Consider the following 15,364-nt stretch of genomic DNA (forward strand, 5'->3'; position numbering starts at 1 on the left):
TGGGGGTGGGAGGAGCGGATGCGAGAGGTGCGGAGGTGGAAGTGGGACTGGGAGCAGGGGTGGGGAGGGTGGAAGTGGGATCGGGGGGAGGAGTGGGGAGGGGAAGAGGTGAGGTGGGAGCGGAAGCGGGGGTGGCGAGGGGAAGAGGTGAGGTGGGAGCGGAAGCGGGGGTGGCGAGGGGAAGAGGTGAGGTGGGAGCGGAAGTGGGGGTGGCGAGGAGGGAGCGGTAGAGGGGGGAGGTTTGGGTTAGGTGGGTGTGGGTGCCTTGGGCTACCAGGCGGCCGTTGTCCAGGACGGCTATGCGGGTGGCGAGGGTGAGGGTGGAGGGGCGGTGGGCGATGAGGATGGTGGTTCGGGTGGCGGTTACCTCTTTGAGGGTTTCGTGGATGGCGGATTCGGTTTGGGGGTCGATGGCGGAGGTGGCGTCGTCGAGGATGAGGATTCGGGGGTTGGTCAGGAGGGCACGGGCGAGGGCTATGCGTTGGCGTTGGCCGCCGGAGAGGGTGAGGCCTCGTTCGCCCACTGGGGTGTCGTAGCCCTGGGGGAGGGCTTCGATGAAGTCGTGGGCTTGGGCGGCTTTGGCGGCGGCGTGGATGTCGTCGGGGGTGGCGGTGGGGCGGCCGTAGGCGATGTTGGCGGCGATGGTGTCGGAGAAGAGGAAGGCCTCCTCGAAGACGACGCCGACGGTGCTGCGCAGGGAGGCGAGGGTGAGGTCGCGGACGTTGACGCCGCCCACCTCGACGGTGCCGGAGTGGGTGTCGTAGAAGCGGGGGAGCAGGAGGGAGACGGTGGACTTGCCGGAGCCCGCTGTGCCCACCAGGGCCAGGGTCTCGCCTGGGGCGACGGTGAGGGTGAGGTCGTTGAGGACCGGGTCGCTGCGGGTGTAGCCGAAGGTGGCGTTGGTGAGGGTGACGGAGAGGGGGCCGTCGGGGACGGCTGTGGCGTCGGGGGAGTCGGTGACGTCGGGTTGGGAGTCGATCAGCTCGTAGACGCGTTCTACGCCCGCGCGGGCCAGTTGGGCGTTGACGACCAGGCCCGCCAGGAGGCGGGCGGGGCCGACGAGGTTGGCGACGTAGCCTGCGAAGGCCAGGAAGGTGCCCAGGGTGATCTCGCCGCGCAGGGCCATCAGGCCGCCGAAGGCCAGGACGGCCACCTGGCCCGCGATGGGCAGTGCCACCAGGGACGCGGCGGGGCGGGAGGTCAGCCTGGCGGCGCGCATGCGCTCGGCGAACAGGAGGCGGGCGCTCTCCCGCAGGTTCGCGACCTCGCGGGACTCGCGGCCGAAGCCCTTGACCACGCGGACGCCCGTCACCGTCTCCTCGACGTGCTGGGCGACGTCGGCCGCGCGCTGCTGGGCCGACCAGGTCGCCGGGAACAGGGTGCGGCGCATGCGGGCCGCGATCCACACCACGGCCGGGAAGACCACCAGGGCGATCAGGGTCAGCAGGGGGGACAGCCACACCATCGAGGCCAGGGCCACCGCGGCGAAGACCACCGTGCCGATGGACAGCGGCACCATCATCAGCAGGCCCTGCACCAGTTGCAGGTCGGTGATCGAGCGCGACACCACCTGACCGGTGCGCAGCGCGTCCTGCTTGCCGCCGTCGAGGCGCTGGACGGCGCCGAACACCGCCTGGCGCAGGTCGTGCTGCACGTCCAAGGCGAGCCTGCCGCCCAGGTACCGGCGGACGAACGCGCTGCCGAAGCTCAGCAGCGCCAGCGCGGCCAAGCCGCCGACGAGCCACCACAGCCGCTGCGTCGAGCCGTCCACCGCGTCATCGACGACCGCCTTGACCAGCAGCGGGCTGAGGGCCACGAAGCCCACCCCGATGACCGAGGCGAGCACCGAGAGCACGACGAGGCCGCGGTGGCGCCAGCACGCGCCCCACAGCCTCCTGATCCAGCCTGGGTTGTCCACCTGTCCCACAGTAGGCAAACGGCCCCGGCGGGTGCCGGGGCCGATTCGCTGCCTGTGGACAACTCAGGTGATGTCGCGGTTGGCGTTCCTCAGCATGCCCAGGCCCAGCAGGACCAGCGACCAGGCGGCGAACACCAGGCCGCTCACCCACGGCGAGAACGCCCCGGGGGCGCCCGCGATGACGCGCACGCCCTGCTCGAAGGCGTCGCGGTCGTCCTGGGAGGCGACGCCGCCGCCCGCGTCCAGCACCATCGTCTGCACCTGGTCGAACAACAGCGCCGCCGCCGTCGAGCCCGTCATGCCGTTGGCCGAGCCGTTGGGGAAGAAGCCGGGCAGGTACTCGGCGTTGGTCATCGCCAGCAGCAGCACCTCGCCGAACGGGCCGACGATCAGCGCGTAGATCAGCAGCAGCACCAGCGTGCCGACCGGGGAGCCCAGCAGCGCGCCGACACCCAGGCCCAGCAGCGTCCACAGCGCGCACATCAGCACACCCGCGACGAGGATGATGAACCACTGGCCGCCCTCGGGCAGCAGGTTCGAGTCCGACCCGGCCAGCACGCCCAGGCTGACGCCGAGGCCGATGACCAGGCCGTAGACCATGCCCCACAGGGTGTACGCGATCGCCTTGGCGCCCAGGACGTTCGTGCGCGAGGCCGCGGTGAGGAACGTCGTGGTGATGGTCTTGCGGTGCAGCTCGCTGGCCAGGCCCAGCGCGCCGAAGATCATCGGGAAGATCGAGGCGAAGTTGATGCTGCGCGAGAGCGCGATGACCGACCAGGAGAACTCATCGATCGGCACGTTCGTGTCCTGGATCAGCGGCTCGTCGCTCAGCTCGCTGATCAGCTCGGTCGTGAGCGCCGATGTGCCCCACGCCCAGCCGAAGGCCAGCAGGAACGCCGGGATCATCAGCGCCCACCACAGCTTGGTGGTGAGGATCTTGCGGAACTCCGCGTTGATCAGCGCGCCCATCAGGAGTTGCCCCCCTGCTCCTTGGTCGGCTCCGGCGCCTGGGGCGCCTGGTAGGGGGACGGGTCGTATCCGGGCTGGTAGCCGGAAGGCGGCTGCTGATAGCCGGGCGGCTGTTGGTAGCCCTGCACCGGCTGGTGGTAGCCGGAGGGCTGGTTGTAGTTCGGCTGCTGGTGATAGCCCGACTGCTGGTACCCCGGCGGAGGGCCGAAGCCCTGCGGCGGCGGCGCGCCGTAATGCACGATGCCGGGAGCGGCGTACTGGCCGCTGGTCAGCCGGAAGAACAGCTGCTCAAGGTCGGCCTTCTCCTCCTGCACCCCGTACAGCGCGACCCCGGCCTTCGCGGCCACGTCGCCGACCTGCTGCACGGTGGCGCCGGTGACGGCGACCTTGCCGTCCCCGGTCGGCTGGATGCCGCTGATCCCGCCTTCCTGCAGCGCCGTGACCAGCGCGTTCACGTCCGCGGGCTGCACGATGACCCGCGACTGCTGCGAGCGGCGCAGGTCGTCCAGCATCCCGTAGTACATCGTCTGGCCGCGGCTGATGATGACCACCTGGTCGATGGTCTGCTCGACCTCGGCCAGCAGGTGGCTGGAGATCAGCACCGTGCGCCCGGACGCGGCGAAGGAGCGCAGGAACTGGCGCAGCCAGGCGATGCCCTCCGGGTCCAGGCCGTTGGCGGGCTCGTCGAGCACCAGCACCTGCGGGTCGCCCAGCAGCGCCGTGGCCAGCGCCAGGCGCTGCTTCATGCCGAGGGAGAAGCCGCCGACGTCGCGGGTCGCGGTCGCGGCGAGGCCGACCAGGCCCAGCACCTCCTCGGCGCGGCGGTCCTGGATGCCCATGGCCGAGCAGTAGACGCGCAGGTGGTTGATGGCCGAGCGCTTCGGGTGGAAGCCCTGGGCCTCCAGCACGGCGCCGACCACGCGGCCCGGGTTGCCCAGGCCGGAGAACGGCTGGCCGTTGATCGTCGCGAAGCCCGCGGTGGGCCGGACCAGGCCCAGCAACATCCGCAGGGTCGTGGTCTTGCCGGCGCCGTTGGGTCCGAGGAAGCCGGTCACCGAGCCCGGCTCCACCTGGAAGCTCAGGTTCTGCACCGCGGCCACCGCGCCGAAGTTCTTCGTCAGGTTCTGCACCACGATGCGGCCGCTGCCGTCCTGCACGGGCCCTCCCGATCGCCAGGCGTGTAGTGGCGGTCATCTTGCCGCATGGGCCGGGCGTGGCGCGGGGAGACCAGCGAGTTCAGCCGCGGCGGCGGCGGAAGCGCCCGCGCGCCCGGCTCGGGCCTTCGCCGATCAGGTGGTCGTGGGCCATGCGCCACACCTGGCAGGGCCAGCGCCGGGCGCGCAGGCCGGAGGGGCAGGCCTGGCAGCGGCTGTCGTGGTCGGGCTGGTGCACTGTCAGCAGCAGCCGCCAGCCGTCGACCAGCCTGCTGATCTCGCTGCGCGCCAGCGGCAGCAGGGTGCGCTCGTCGGCGTGGTCGGCGGCGTCGTCGAGCATCGCGAGGCGGTGCATCACCTCGGCGCGCATGTCCGCCTCGCCCGCCATCAGGGCTTTCCGACCTGGCAGGCCGCCTCGTCCAGCAGCGCGGCCAGGGACCGGGACTGCTGCGCGGAGAGCACCGCGGAGGCGCCCGGCGGCGGCACCAGGACCACCAGCCCGGCCTCGACCAGCACGGTGACCGCGCGGTCGCGGCCGAAGGGATCGCGGCAACCCAAGTTCCACCGAGGTTCCGTCACCGTCGGTGTATCGGTCGCGAAGGGGCCGATCCGTAGCGGCAGCAGGGTGAATTCACCCGCGCGCCGAACTTCTCACCCGATGGGGGCCGACCCGGTGGAGAACTAATCTTCGGCGAAAACCGACCCCGATGCGGCGCTGCGGTCTGTTTGTGCCTAAGCTGTACTTGGCGGCCCGCTCCCAGTGACCCCCAGGCTGGTTGAGCGGGCCGCCCTTTCGCGTCTGCCTACAGCAGCGCCGACTCCAGCGGGGTGTGCGTCAGGCCGTGCGCCTGCGCGACCGGGCCGTTGGTCAGCGCGCCCGCGTGGGTGTTCAGGCCCAGCGCCAGGGCGTGGTCGCTGTTCAGGGCGGCGTTCCAGCCCTTGTCCGCCAGCGCGACGGCGTACGGGAGGGTGACGTTGGTCAGCGCGAACGTGGAGGTGCGCGGCACCGCGCCGGGCATGTTCGCCACGCAGTAGAAGACCGAGTCGTGCACCCGGTAGGTCGGGTCGGCGTGGGTGGTGGCGCGCGAGTCCTCGAAGCAGCCGCCCTGGTCGATGGCGATGTCGACCAGCACGGAGCCGGGCTTCATCTGCGCGACCAGCGCGTTGGAGATCAGCTTGGGGGCCTTCGCGCCGGGGACCAGGACCGCGCCGATGACCAGGTCGGCCTCGCGGGCTGCGGCCTCGACGGCGTAGCGGTTGGAGGCCACGGTGCGGACGCGGCCGTTGAACTGGAAGTCGATCTGGCGCAGGCGGTCCACATTGGTGTCCAGGACGTGCACCTCGGCGCCCAGGCCGAGGGCGATCGTGGCGGCGTTGACGCCCGCGACGCCGCCGCCGATCACCACGACGCGCGCGGGCGGCACGCCCGGCACGCCGCCGGGCAGCACGCCGCGCCCGCCGGAGGGGCGCATCAGCGCGAACGCGCCGACCTGCGGGGCGAGGCGGCCGGCGACCTCGGACATCGGGGCCAGCAGCGGCAGCGCGCCGTTGGCGGTCTGCACCGTCTCGTACGCGATGGCGGTGGTGCCGGAGTCCATGAGCGCCCTGGTCAGCGGCTCGTCGGCGGCCAGGTGCAGGTAGGTGAAGAGGGTCTGGCCCGCGCGCAGCCTCGGGTACTCCTCGGCGATGGGCTCCTTGACCTTGAGCACGAGGTCGCCCTCGGCCCACACGTCCTCGGCGGTGGGCAGGATCTTGGCGCCCGCGGCCAGGTACTCCTCGTCGGCGATGGCGGAACCGGCGCCCGCCTCGGCCTCCACGACCACTTCGTGGCCTCGGGAGGTCAGCTCGTGGGCACCCGCCGGGGTGAGGGCCACGCGGTACTCGTGGTTCTTGATCTCGCGGGGAACGGCGATCTTCACCGGGCTCAATCCTCTCTGCTCCAGACGGGTGTCCTCCACCACGGTCGCTCAACAAAGAGTGAGTGTCATCGTACTTCGGGAACGAGAACTCGACACTTCCGTAGTGCTGCGGGCACAGTCCGAGCCCCTCAGGTGTCAGGCTGGTGTCAGCGCCATTTCACGGTGATGAGCTGCACCAGCAGGGCCAGCCGGACGTCCGGGTCGGCCAGGTCCGCGCCGACGAGTTCGGACACCTTGCCCATGCGGTACCGCAGGGTGTTGGGGTGGATGCGCAGGGCCGCGGCGGCCGCGCGCGGGTCGCCGGGGTGGCGCAGCCACTCGTAGAGGGTGTCGACGTGCCAGCCGTCGTCGGCGGCGCGCAGGCGGGCCAGCGGGCCGACCTCGGCGACCGGGCCCGCGGCGACGGCGGCGCGGTGCAGCACCAGCACCGCCCACACCTCGTCGTGCACGGCGACCGGGCCGGGGACCAGCCCGGCGCGCAGCAGGGCGAGGGCCTCGTCGGCCTCGGCGCGGGAGCGGGCCAGCTCGGCGACCTCGACCGGGGAGCCCGCGGCGACCAGGACGCCGTCGGGCAGCGCGCCGCGCAGGGCGGGCCAGCCCTCGGTGTCGGGGACGACGGCGTAGAGCAGGCCGTGCAGGTCGGCGACGGCCGGGCGTCGGCCGATGCCCTCGGTGAGGCGTTCGAGCAGGGCCAGCCTGCCGCCCTCGCCCGCGGGGACGTCGACGGCGACGACGCGGTGCGGCAGGTCGGCGAGGTCGAGTTCGGCGGCGGCGAGGCGTCCGCTGCCGGTGCCCTCCAGGGCGGAGCGGACGAGTTCGGCGCTGCGGCGGCGCTCGGCGTCCTCGCGGGCGCGGCGGCGCAGCAGGTGCAGGGCGACCACGGGCGCGGCGTCGGCGAAGGCGGCGGAGCGCTCGTCGGGGACCGGGCCGGGCACGACCGCCCACATGGAGCCCAGCAGCTCCCCGCCCATGCGGATGGGCACGATCAGCCGCGGGAGGGTGCCGTCCTTCTGGGCGGGCACGAAGATCGCGGTGCGGCCGCGGCTGAGCTCGCGGAAGACGCCGCGGGAGCGGAAGCGGGCCAGCACGTCGTCGGGCACGCGGCGGCCCATGATCGTGGAGACGCGCGCGGGGTCGGTGCGGTCCTGGCGCGCGGAGTAGGCGAGCACGCGGGAGTTGGCGTCCTCGATGGTGACCGGCGCGTCGACCACGGCGGCGGCGGCGTCGGCGAGGCGGAACAGGTCGCCGAACTCCGGGGAGGCGTCGGACTCGTCGGCGGCGGCGTCGAGCACCGAGCGCAGCAGCCAGACGAGCTGGGCCCACGAGGTGCCGGTGTGGACCTCGACGAGGGCCACACCGGCGCGCTCGGCGGCGGTGCGCACGGCCTGGCGGGAGGCGTGCGGCGGTTTGAGCAGGACGGCGGCGGCCTCGGCGCAGCCGCGGACGAGGTCGACCGGGTCGGCCACCGACACGCCCAGGACGAGGTCGCCGGGGGCGGTCGGGCGGCCGGGCTCGGCGATGACGACGTCGCAGACCTGGCGTTCCCCGGGGACCGCCGCGCGCAGCAGGGTCGGGCCGACCCGGTCGACCACGCCGCGCACGGTGATCATTTTCCTTTGCCGATCATCGTCCTTCGCCCTCCGACGGTGTCGCCAGAGAGTACGGCGCGTCAGCCGACCGCGTCGGCGGTGATGGCGGCGACGTGGGCCTGCCCGCGCGCGTTGGGGTGCACGGGCACTGACAGCGAGGTGGGGATCAGGCCCTCGACCCACTTGACGTCCGCGGACTTGCAGACGTCGTGGCCGGTGGTGACCCCCGGGTTGACGAACGTCGCCCCGGCGGCGGTGGCGTGCCTGCCGATGGTGGCGTTGAGGTTGTCCTGCACGGCCGCGAAGTGGGGGACGTCGCCGAAGGCGAACGGCACGACCGGCCAGCAGCCCCCGCGCGGCGGCAGGATGCGCAGGTAGCCGACGACGATGACCTGGGCCTGCGGGGACCGTGCGCGGATCTGGGCGACGACCTCGGTGATCTGCGGGCCGAGCGCGGCGATGCGCTCGCCGAGGACGTCGGTGCCGCCGCTGGTGAAGTGGCGCTTGCAGGGGGAGCCCAGCGGGTCGGAGAAGCTCAGCCGCGCGCAGGTCGAGATGATCTCGCCGAAGCCGACGTCGTTGCCGCCGATGGTGACGGTGACCAGGTCGGTGCCCGCGGTGAGGGCCTCGTACTGGGCCGGGTTGGGGCCGAAGGCGACGTCCTGGGGCGAGGACAGGTCCCTGACCTGGGCGCCGCCGCAGGAGACGTCCACGAACTGCGCGGGGTTGATCCGGGCGGCGACGCCCGAGGGGTAGTTGTCGGTGGCGCGGGCGCAGCCGAGGGGTGCGGGGCGGACGTCGGTGAGGGTGCCGACTGCGGCGAAGGAGTCGCCCATGGCCACGTAGCGGTCGATGGACGGGGCCGCGGCGGCCGGGGTGGCCAGGGCGGCGGCGAGCAGGGGGGTGAGCAGGGCGGCGGCGAGCAGGGTCCGCGGCATTCGGTGCCTCGCAGGGAGTTGGTTACTTTCCGGCAAGCCGACTCTGCTGTGTGCGCCAGGTCACTGTCAATGGATCAGTCGAAGAGGGTGCTCACCAGTGTGACGGCGGCGGTGACGGCCATGCCGCGCGCGTTGGGGTGGATGGGGGCGGCCGGGGACGCCGGTCGCAGCGGCTCCACCCAGCGGCGCTGCGGCGCGGCGCAGGCGTCGTGGCCGGTGGAGATCGGGTAGGGGTCGGCGAAGGTGGCCTCGCCTGCCTTGGCGACGCGGGCCAGGGTCTCGTTCAGCAGGCGCTGGGTGCCGTCGAAGAAGGCGGTGTCGCCCGCGGCGAACGGGACGGCGGGCCAGCAGCCGGTGCGGGCGGGCAGGATGCGCAGATAGCCGACGAGGACGACCTCGGCCTTGGGGGCGCGGCGGTGGATCTCGGCGAGCACGGCGGCGACTTCCTCTTCGACGGCGTCGATGCGGTCGGCGAGCTTGTCGCCGTAGAAGTCCGCGCAGGGCGAGCCGGTGGGGTCGGTGGCGCCGAGCCTGCCGCAGGTGGCCAGGATCTCGCCGAAGCCGATGTCGTTGCCGCCGATGGTGAGGGTGACCAGGGTGCTCTCGCGGGTGACGGCGTCGAGCTGGGGCGGGTTGGAGCCGCCTTGCACGGGCTGGGCGGCCCACATGTCCTCGGTGGTCGCGCCGCCGCAGGTGACGTCGGTGACCGAGGTGAAGCGGACCCAGCGGGCGAGGATGCCGGGGTAGTTGGTGGTGGAGCGCCCGCAGCCCGCGGGGTGGCCGGTCTGGGCGGGGATGCCGGGTCCGGAGGCGTAGGAGTCGCCGAGGGCGACATAGTGGCGGGCGGGCGCGGCCGACGCGGGGGCGGCGGTGAGCGCGAGCAGCAGCGCCAGCAGGGTGGCCCGGATCGTGCGCGACATGCCGCGATCGTCACCCGGACGGGGGGTGTGGGTCAAATGTCCTCAGTGGAGGTACGGGCGGCGGAGGTCGCGCTGCACCGCAGAGCGGCCTGGGCGTGCGCGGCGGCTCCCGGCCGGTTCCGGGTCTGGGAGCACGTCGGGGTGCTGGCCGTGCTGGCCGAGGACCCCGCGCTGGGCTTCCTGTCGAGCGTCTCCGGGGTGGGCCCGGACACGCTGCCCGAGGCGATCCGGCTCGCGGACGCGCCGGTGTGGGGCACGGTCGCGCCGACCCTGGTCGTGCCCGTCGGCCTCGGCGGCGCGGCGCTGTCCGGCGCGGGGTTCACGCGGGTGGGGCAGCGGCCACTGGCCATCGCGCCGGTGCCTGCCTCGACAGCGCCCGAGTCCGATGTGGTGGCCGCGGACGGTTCGTTCGCCGACGTGCTGCTCGCCGGGTACGAGGTCGACGGGCCGGTGGCGGCGTTCATCCGCGCCGAGCACCGGCTCGCGACGGTGCGCGGCTTGTTCCTCATGCGCGCGGGCTCGCCGATCGCGGCGGCGGCGATGTCGCTGCACGGGGACGTCGCGGTGTTGGGCGGCGCGTCGACCCTGCGCGAGCATCGCGGTCGGGGAGCGCAGACGCGGCTGCTGCGCCATCGACTGCACCTGGCCGCCGAGGCGGGCGCGACCCTGGCCGTGGCGACGGCGGCGGCGGGATCGGCGAGCGCGGCCAACCTGCGCGCCGCCGGGTTCGCCCTGCACGAGCGCCTCGCGTGGCGACGGCCTAGGACGCCAGGATCCACTCCGGCACCGGGAGGTCGCGGTTGACGCACTCCTCGGACAGGCGCAGGGTCCAGCGCAGGGCCTGGGCGACCAGCAGGGCCATCTCCTCGGGGCCGGCGCTGGAGAGGGCGATCTCGATCTGGGCCTCGGCGGCGTCGGTGTCGCCGTGCACCTCGGCCAGCAGGGTGCGCACCGCGGTGCGCACCGGGGGGTCGGCCTCGTCGATGGGGACCTCGCGGCCCTCGTCGTCGAAGACCTGCATCTTGACCGGGGCGGTGCCGCCGGAGCCCAGGGCGGAGACCATCGTGCTGCACTCGCTGAACAGCAGCAGCATCAGCTCGCGGGCGCGGGAGTGGCTGTTGGGGGCGGCGTCGACGGCCTCGGCCACCGCGCCGAGGGCGCCGTCGTCGTGGCCTGCGCGCATGGCCGACAGGGCGGTCGCCGCGGCGGCGATCAGCCGGGCGTCCCGCTGCGGGTCGGGGTCCTCGGGGGTCGGGTCCACGTCCCCCATCCTGCAACAGGCCGACGCCGCTCGGGGAGATCGGTACGGGGTGAATCATTCACTTGGCGGCTGACACGACCTCTTCGAGGCCGGTCGGCTCGCCGAAGGCCGGGCCCTCGCCGGTGTGCACGCCCGCGCCCGACCACCAGGACGCCTCCGCGGCGTCGCGCACGCCCAGCACGCCGACCTCGACGTCCAGGGCGCTGAGGCGGTCCACCAGGTCGCGGGTCGCGGCCACCGGGACCGCGTCGGCGGGCAGCCAGTCCGGGCGCCAGCCGTCGAAGGGGTCGCTGAGCAGGACCGTGCCGACGGAGTAGCGCTCGACGGCGGCGACCTCGCGCGGGCCGCCGGAGAAGCCGTGCAGGGCGGTGGCGACGCCGATGTCGGTCAGGGTGCGCAGGTTGTCCTGGGCGTCGCCGCGGCTGGCGAGCACCGCGCCGGTGTCCAGGCCGATCTCCAGCAGGCCCGGGGCCAGACCGGACTCGGCGACGGCCCGGGTGACCGCGCCCGCCAGGTTCTCGTCGGCCGATTGCAGCGGGGTCAGCAGCACCCGGTGCACCGGGCGGCCCTCGCCCGCCGCCTGGGCGAACAGCCGCCACCACACCGGCAGCCTCGGCCCGACGTCGCCGAGCAGCCACGGGCCCAGCGCCGCGGACAGGCCGGTCAGCTCGGCCAGCTCCACCACCGTGGGGGTGCCGGTGAGCCTGCGCGCGCCGGGCACGTGCGGCAGGGCGCGCACCCGGACGGTGCGCTGGTCGCGCAGCCGCGCGACCGGCGCGTAGGCCACGACCAGGTCGCCGTTCTCCCACGACCCCGGCAGGCCCGTCGCGGCCCGGCCGACGACGCGAGCGCGCTTGTCCAGGCGCTCGTCGTGCTCGGCCCACTGGCGCCCGCCGGTCGCCCTGGCCCGGCGCAGCGCGGCCTCGGCGGCGCGGAAGAGCTCCACGCCGGTCATCTCGGCCCGCCTCGCCCTGACCACGCCGATCGTGGCGCCCACCGCGATGCCGGTCTGGCCGTGGTACTCGGGTTCGCCCAGCTCGGCCTGCACGGCCTCGACCAGCTCCGGCACCGACGGGGTGTCGGAGCCGTCGCGGACCAGCACGGCGAACTCGTCGCCGCCGACGCGGGCCACGGTGGCGGACTCGTCGGCGAAGAGGCGCTTGAGCCGTTCGGCGACCACGCTCAGCAGCCGGTCGCCGACGGCGTGGCCGTGGGTGTTGTTGACCATCCCGAAGGCGTCGAGGTCCAGGCACAGCAGGGTGAGGGTGTCGGTGGGCCCGCACTGCCCGTGCGCGGTCTCCAGGCGGGAGTGGAAGTGCACGCGGTTGGCCAGCCCGGTCAGCGCGTCGTGCAGCAGCTGGTGGCTGAGCCTGCCCTGCAGCAGCTCCACCTCGCTGAGGTCCTGCACCACGACCACCTGGTACAGCGGCTCGCCCGCCTCGCGGACCACCGAGGTCGACAGGTACACCCGCGCCGCCTCGCCGTTCCAGCGGACCAGCCTGCGCCGGTCCGGGCGGCGGTCGAGCAGGCCGATCAGCGACTGCTGGTCGGGCTCCTCGGTGGAGACGAACTCGCCGATGGCGCGTCCCTCCAGGTCCGCCCGCGTGCACGCCAGGATCTCCAGCAGCGCCGGGTTGACCTCCAGGAACCGCCCGTCCGGGTCGGTGACGGCGATGCCGATGGCGGCGTTGCTGAACACGCCGCGGAAGCGGTCCTCGCTGGCCCGCCGGTCCCGGTCGGCGCGCTGCTTGGCGCTGAGCAGCGCCAGCTTCATGTTCTCCTGCTGCTCCAGCGTGCGGCGGCGCAGCGCGTCGGAGTAGCCGCAGGCCAGCGCCGCGCACAGCCGCGCGACCCGCTCGCCGTCGGCGCCGACCGAGAGCATCTCCTCCACCAGCAGCGCCACCGTGCGGCGCAGCGTGTCCTCGCCGGTCAGGCCGTACTCGACCAGCTGCGCGCCGACGACCGCGCCGACCTCGGGGTCGAAGCTGGGGTCATCGATGGCCGCGGCGAGCAGGTCGAGCCTGCCGTTGAGGAACTCGGCGATCTCCTCGGCGCCGTGCGGCACGTACACGGTCGCGGCGATCACCCGCAGCCAGGCGCGGACCCGCTCCTCGCGGCCCCGGCGCGCGCTCGCGCCGGACTCAGCGCTTGCGGCCGACACCCGCATAGATTCCCGCCATCGCCGGGTCGGTGCCGTCGTCCATCCCGGCCTCCGGGCGCCACAGCGCCGTCGGCACGATGCCCGGCTCCTCGATGTCGAAGCCCGCGAACAGCCCGGTGATCTCCGCGTGCGTGCGCGGGTACATCGGGTCGCGGCTGGAACTCATCACCTGCACGACCCGGTCCATCTCCTCGGGCATCAGGTCGCGGGTGAACTGCGAGAACGCCAGCATGCTGCCCGCGGCGGCTGCGTCGCGGTACGTGGCGACGATGCCCGCGGGGTCGCGCTCGGGCGGCACGAAGTGGAAGACCCCGACCATGAGCAGGCCCAGCGGCTGGGTGAAGTCCAGCAGCGAGCGGGTCTCGGGGTGGTCGAGGATGTCGGTCGGCCTGGTCAGGTCGGCCTGCACGATCGTGGCGCCCGGGTTGTCAGCCAGCATCAGCCTCGAGTGCGCGTAGGCGACTTCCTCGTAGTCGACGTAGACGACCCGGGCGTCGGGGGCGGCGCGCTGGGCGATCTCGTGCACGTTGCCCACGGTCGGGATGCCGGAGCCGAGGTCGAGGAACTGGCGGACGCCCGCGGCCGCCATGTGCAGCACGGCGCGGCGCAGGAACGAGCGGTTGTGCCTGGCGATCTCGCGGGCGTGCGGCTGCGCGCGGAGGAAGCGGTGGGCCAGCTCGCGGTCGTGGGCGAAGTTGTGCCCGCCGCCCAGCAGGTAGTCGTAGAGCCGGGCGGCGCTGGGCCGCTCCATGTCGATGCCCTCGGGAACCCATCCGGTCAGCCCGGCTGCTTCGCTCACCGCGCACCCGCTTCGTCGTGTCGGTCGGTGACCGACACGTTACTCAACCGGCGTCGGCTCGGACAGAGCGGTGCGGGAGTGGGCGTCGGTCAGCGCGGCAAGGGCCATCCGGGTGAGCAGGTCGGCCATCTGGTCGCGGTCGATGTGCCTGCTGTGCGGGGTGGAGTTGATCAGACCGAAGACCGCGTGCGCGGCGGCGCGGGCGCTGGGCTCGTCCAGGCCGGGGGCGGCGTCGCCGATGACCTCGACCCAGATCTCGACGTAGCGGCGCTGCAGGGCGCGCACCTTGCGGCGGTCGGGGTCGGTGAGGTTGCCGAGGTTGCGCTCCTGGACGGTGATGAGCGCCGGGTTGTCCAGGGCGAAGTCGACGTGGAACCGCACCAGCTCGGCGAGGGTGCCAGGGGCACCCGCGTGGTTCTGGCCGGCGTGGTTCTGGCCGATGTGGTTCTGGCCGATGCGGTTCTGCCCGCCCGCGAGCAGGACCTCGGAGATGCCGGTGAGCATCTCGCCGAGCATCGCGTCCTTGGAGCGGAAGTGCCGGTAGAGGGCGGGGCCGGAGATGCCGACGGCCGAGCCGATGTCGTCGATGCCGACGCCGTGGAAGCCGTGCCTGGCGAACAGCTCGGCCGCGGCGGCCAGGATCTGCTCGCGGCGGCTGGGGGGCTTGGCCTCGGCGGTTGCGGACACGCCGCCATCGTATGGCAGGCAGGTTAGCGACCGCTAACTCCTGGTCGACACGATGCGTTTGTGGGCCGTTTGTCACAGTTCTGGCAACTGTTGACAAGTTACCGGTGAGTTCCGTATCCGGTTTGCGGCTGGTAGGGATGAGAAGTCGGGAATCCCTCCAACGTCGGAGGCAAGTACAGATGCGCGTTCGTCGCCTGTTGGCCGCGTCCCTGCTCGCGGCCACGACCACCCTGCTCGCGTTAGTCACCCCCGCCCAAGCCGCTCCCGGGAAGTACGTCGCGCTCGGCGACTCCTACTCCTCGGGCCTCGGCGCGGGCTCCTACGGCAGCAGCGGCAGCTGCAAGCGCTCCGCCTACGCCTATCCGCAGCTGTGGGCCAACGCCCTCGGCCCGTCCGCGTTCACCTTCGCCGCCTGCTCCGGCGCGGTGACCTCGAACGTGCTCAACAGCCAGATCTCCTCGGTCACCGCCGACACCGCCCTGGTCACCATCTCCATCGGCGGCAACGACGCCGGCTTCGCCGACGTCATGGTCGACTGCAACCTCGGTTCGGACTCCTCCTGCGTGAGCCGCAACAACGAGGCCCAGAACTTCGCCCGCACCACCCTGCCGGGCAGGCTCGACTCGGTGTACACGGCCATCCGCAACCGGGCGCCGTCGGCGCGCGTCGTCGTGGTGGGCTACCCGCGGATCTACCAGCTCGGCGGCTCCTGCTCGATCGGGCTGAGCGAGACCAAGCGTCGGGCCATCAACACCTCCTCCGACGTGCTCCAGCAGGTCATCGCCGGCCGGGCCGCGGCCTACGGCTTCACCTTCCTCAACGGCCAGTCGGCCTTCGCCGGGCACGAGATCTGCGCCTCCGGCACGCGCTGGATCAACAGCGTGAGCTGGCCGGTCGAGGAGAGCTACCACCCGAACCGCAACGGCCAGAGCGGCGGGTACTACGCCGCGCTGCGCGCCATCACCGGGTAACCGCACGGGCCTGTCCCGGCCCGTCCCACCCTGCCCGACCGGGCCGCCCCAGTGCCGATGGGGCGGCCCGGTCGCGTT

Annotated in this window: 15 protein-coding genes; 2 read left to right on the plus strand and 13 right to left on the minus strand. The window is 73.2% G+C overall.

All coding sequences use genetic code 11. The annotated features are described in order from the left end of the window. The 9 genes from ACFPM7_RS24090 to ACFPM7_RS24130 form a co-directional block, all read right to left on the minus strand. On the minus strand, nt 1-1,927 hold a 1,927-nt coding region (locus tag ACFPM7_RS24090; RefSeq protein ID WP_378250028.1), incomplete at its 3' end, for an ABC transporter ATP-binding protein. 54 nt (nt 1,928-1,981) lie between these two features. Beyond that, a complete protein-coding gene (locus ACFPM7_RS24095; protein WP_378250030.1) occupies nt 1,982-2,887 on the minus strand; it encodes a hypothetical protein in 906 nt (301 codons plus the stop codon). Next, on the minus strand, nt 2,887-4,044 hold the full coding sequence (locus ACFPM7_RS24100) for an ABC transporter ATP-binding protein (protein WP_378250031.1): 1,158 nt from the start codon (nt 4,042-4,044) through the stop codon (nt 2,887-2,889). Before ACFPM7_RS24100 ends, ACFPM7_RS24095 begins: the two co-directional genes overlap by 1 nt. Before the next feature lie 79 nt (nt 4,045-4,123). Continuing rightward, nucleotides 4,124-4,429, minus strand: a complete 306-nt coding sequence (locus ACFPM7_RS24105; protein ID WP_378250032.1) for a hypothetical protein — start codon at nt 4,427-4,429, stop codon at nt 4,124-4,126. Beyond that, complete coding sequence (locus tag ACFPM7_RS24110; protein ID WP_378250033.1) at nt 4,429-4,599, minus strand: hypothetical protein; 171 nt, start codon at nt 4,597-4,599, stop codon at nt 4,429-4,431. The genes ACFPM7_RS24105 and ACFPM7_RS24110 overlap by 1 nt, the downstream gene beginning before the upstream one ends. Before the next feature lie 245 nt (nt 4,600-4,844). Beyond that, nucleotides 4,845-5,960 carry an alanine dehydrogenase gene (gene ald / locus ACFPM7_RS24115; RefSeq protein ID WP_378250034.1) on the minus strand — a complete coding sequence of 372 codons (1,116 nt, stop codon included), beginning with the start codon at nt 5,958-5,960 and terminating at the stop codon, nt 4,845-4,847. Between the two features lie 146 nt (nt 5,961-6,106). Beyond that, a complete protein-coding gene (locus ACFPM7_RS24120) occupies nt 6,107-7,570 on the minus strand; it encodes a PucR family transcriptional regulator (protein WP_378250035.1) in 1,464 nt (487 codons plus the stop codon). A gap of 59 nt (nt 7,571-7,629) precedes the next feature. Then, nucleotides 7,630-8,487, minus strand: coding sequence for an SGNH/GDSL hydrolase family protein (locus tag ACFPM7_RS24125; RefSeq protein ID WP_378250036.1), 858 nt, complete (start codon nt 8,485-8,487; stop codon nt 7,630-7,632). 74 nt (nt 8,488-8,561) lie between these two features. Then, nucleotides 8,562-9,407, minus strand: coding sequence for an SGNH/GDSL hydrolase family protein (locus ACFPM7_RS24130; RefSeq protein WP_378250037.1), 846 nt, complete (start codon nt 9,405-9,407; stop codon nt 8,562-8,564). A gap of 36 nt (nt 9,408-9,443) precedes the next feature. On the opposite strand from ACFPM7_RS24130, the gene ACFPM7_RS24135 reads away from it, so the two are divergent. Next, nucleotides 9,444-10,211: a GNAT family N-acetyltransferase gene (locus ACFPM7_RS24135; RefSeq protein WP_378250038.1), complete on the plus strand. Its 768-nt coding sequence runs from the start codon at nt 9,444-9,446 to the stop codon at nt 10,209-10,211. Here ACFPM7_RS24135 and ACFPM7_RS24140 read toward each other — a convergent pair. From ACFPM7_RS24140 to ACFPM7_RS24155, 4 genes are all read right to left on the minus strand, one after another. Further along, nucleotides 10,168-10,677, minus strand: a complete 510-nt coding sequence (locus ACFPM7_RS24140) for a hypothetical protein (RefSeq protein WP_378250040.1) — start codon at nt 10,675-10,677, stop codon at nt 10,168-10,170. The two genes, ACFPM7_RS24135 and ACFPM7_RS24140, sit on opposite strands and share 44 nt — an antisense overlap. 49 nt (nt 10,678-10,726) lie before the next feature. Then, the gene (locus ACFPM7_RS24145) at nt 10,727-12,829 is read right to left on the minus strand and encodes a diguanylate cyclase domain-containing protein (protein ID WP_378250041.1); all 2,103 of its coding nucleotides are present in this window, start codon (nt 12,827-12,829) and stop codon (nt 10,727-10,729) included. Then, complete coding sequence (locus ACFPM7_RS24150) at nt 12,810-13,580, minus strand: SAM-dependent methyltransferase (protein ID WP_378250215.1); 771 nt, start codon at nt 13,578-13,580, stop codon at nt 12,810-12,812. Before ACFPM7_RS24150 ends, ACFPM7_RS24145 begins: the two co-directional genes overlap by 20 nt. Before the next feature lie 87 nt (nt 13,581-13,667). Continuing rightward, nucleotides 13,668-14,315: an SACE_7040 family transcriptional regulator gene (locus tag ACFPM7_RS24155; RefSeq protein ID WP_378250042.1), complete on the minus strand. Its 648-nt coding sequence runs from the start codon at nt 14,313-14,315 to the stop codon at nt 13,668-13,670. A 179-nt stretch (nt 14,316-14,494) separates the two neighbouring features. Here ACFPM7_RS24155 and ACFPM7_RS24160 point away from each other — a divergent pair, with 179 nt between their 5' ends. Further along, the gene (locus ACFPM7_RS24160; protein WP_378250043.1) at nt 14,495-15,286 is read left to right on the plus strand and encodes an SGNH/GDSL hydrolase family protein; all 792 of its coding nucleotides are present in this window, start codon (nt 14,495-14,497) and stop codon (nt 15,284-15,286) included. Nucleotides 15,287-15,364: the final 78 nt, after the last annotated feature.

It is taken from the genome of Actinokineospora guangxiensis (genome assembly GCF_042657845.1).
Classification (GTDB): domain Bacteria; phylum Actinomycetota; class Actinomycetes; order Mycobacteriales; family Pseudonocardiaceae; genus Actinokineospora; species Actinokineospora guangxiensis.

Excerpts from the sequence above, each read along its gene's own strand:
- ACFPM7_RS24105 (WP_378250032.1), bottom strand. The coding sequence starts at position 4,429 with ATGGCGGGCGAGGCGGACATGCGCGCCGAGGTGATGCACCGCCTCGCG.
- ACFPM7_RS24160 (WP_378250043.1), top strand. The coding sequence starts at position 14,495 with ATGCGCGTTCGTCGCCTGTTGGCCGCGTCCCTGCTCGCGGCCACGACC.
- ACFPM7_RS24125 (WP_378250036.1), bottom strand. The coding sequence starts at position 8,487 with ATGCCGCGGACCCTGCTCGCCGCCGCCCTGCTCACCCCCCTGCTCGCC.
- ACFPM7_RS24135 (WP_378250038.1), top strand. The coding sequence starts at position 9,444 with ATGTCCTCAGTGGAGGTACGGGCGGCGGAGGTCGCGCTGCACCGCAGA.
- ACFPM7_RS24130 (WP_378250037.1), bottom strand. The coding sequence starts at position 9,407 with ATGTCGCGCACGATCCGGGCCACCCTGCTGGCGCTGCTGCTCGCGCTC.
- ACFPM7_RS24140 (WP_378250040.1), bottom strand. The coding sequence starts at position 10,677 with ATGGGGGACGTGGACCCGACCCCCGAGGACCCCGACCCGCAGCGGGAC.
- ACFPM7_RS24120 (WP_378250035.1), bottom strand. The coding sequence starts at position 7,570 with ATGATCACCGTGCGCGGCGTGGTCGACCGGGTCGGCCCGACCCTGCTG.
- ACFPM7_RS24095 (WP_378250030.1), bottom strand. The coding sequence starts at position 2,887 with ATGGGCGCGCTGATCAACGCGGAGTTCCGCAAGATCCTCACCACCAAG.
- ACFPM7_RS24150 (WP_378250215.1), bottom strand. The coding sequence starts at position 13,580 with ATGGAGCGGCCCAGCGCCGCCCGGCTCTACGACTACCTGCTGGGCGGC.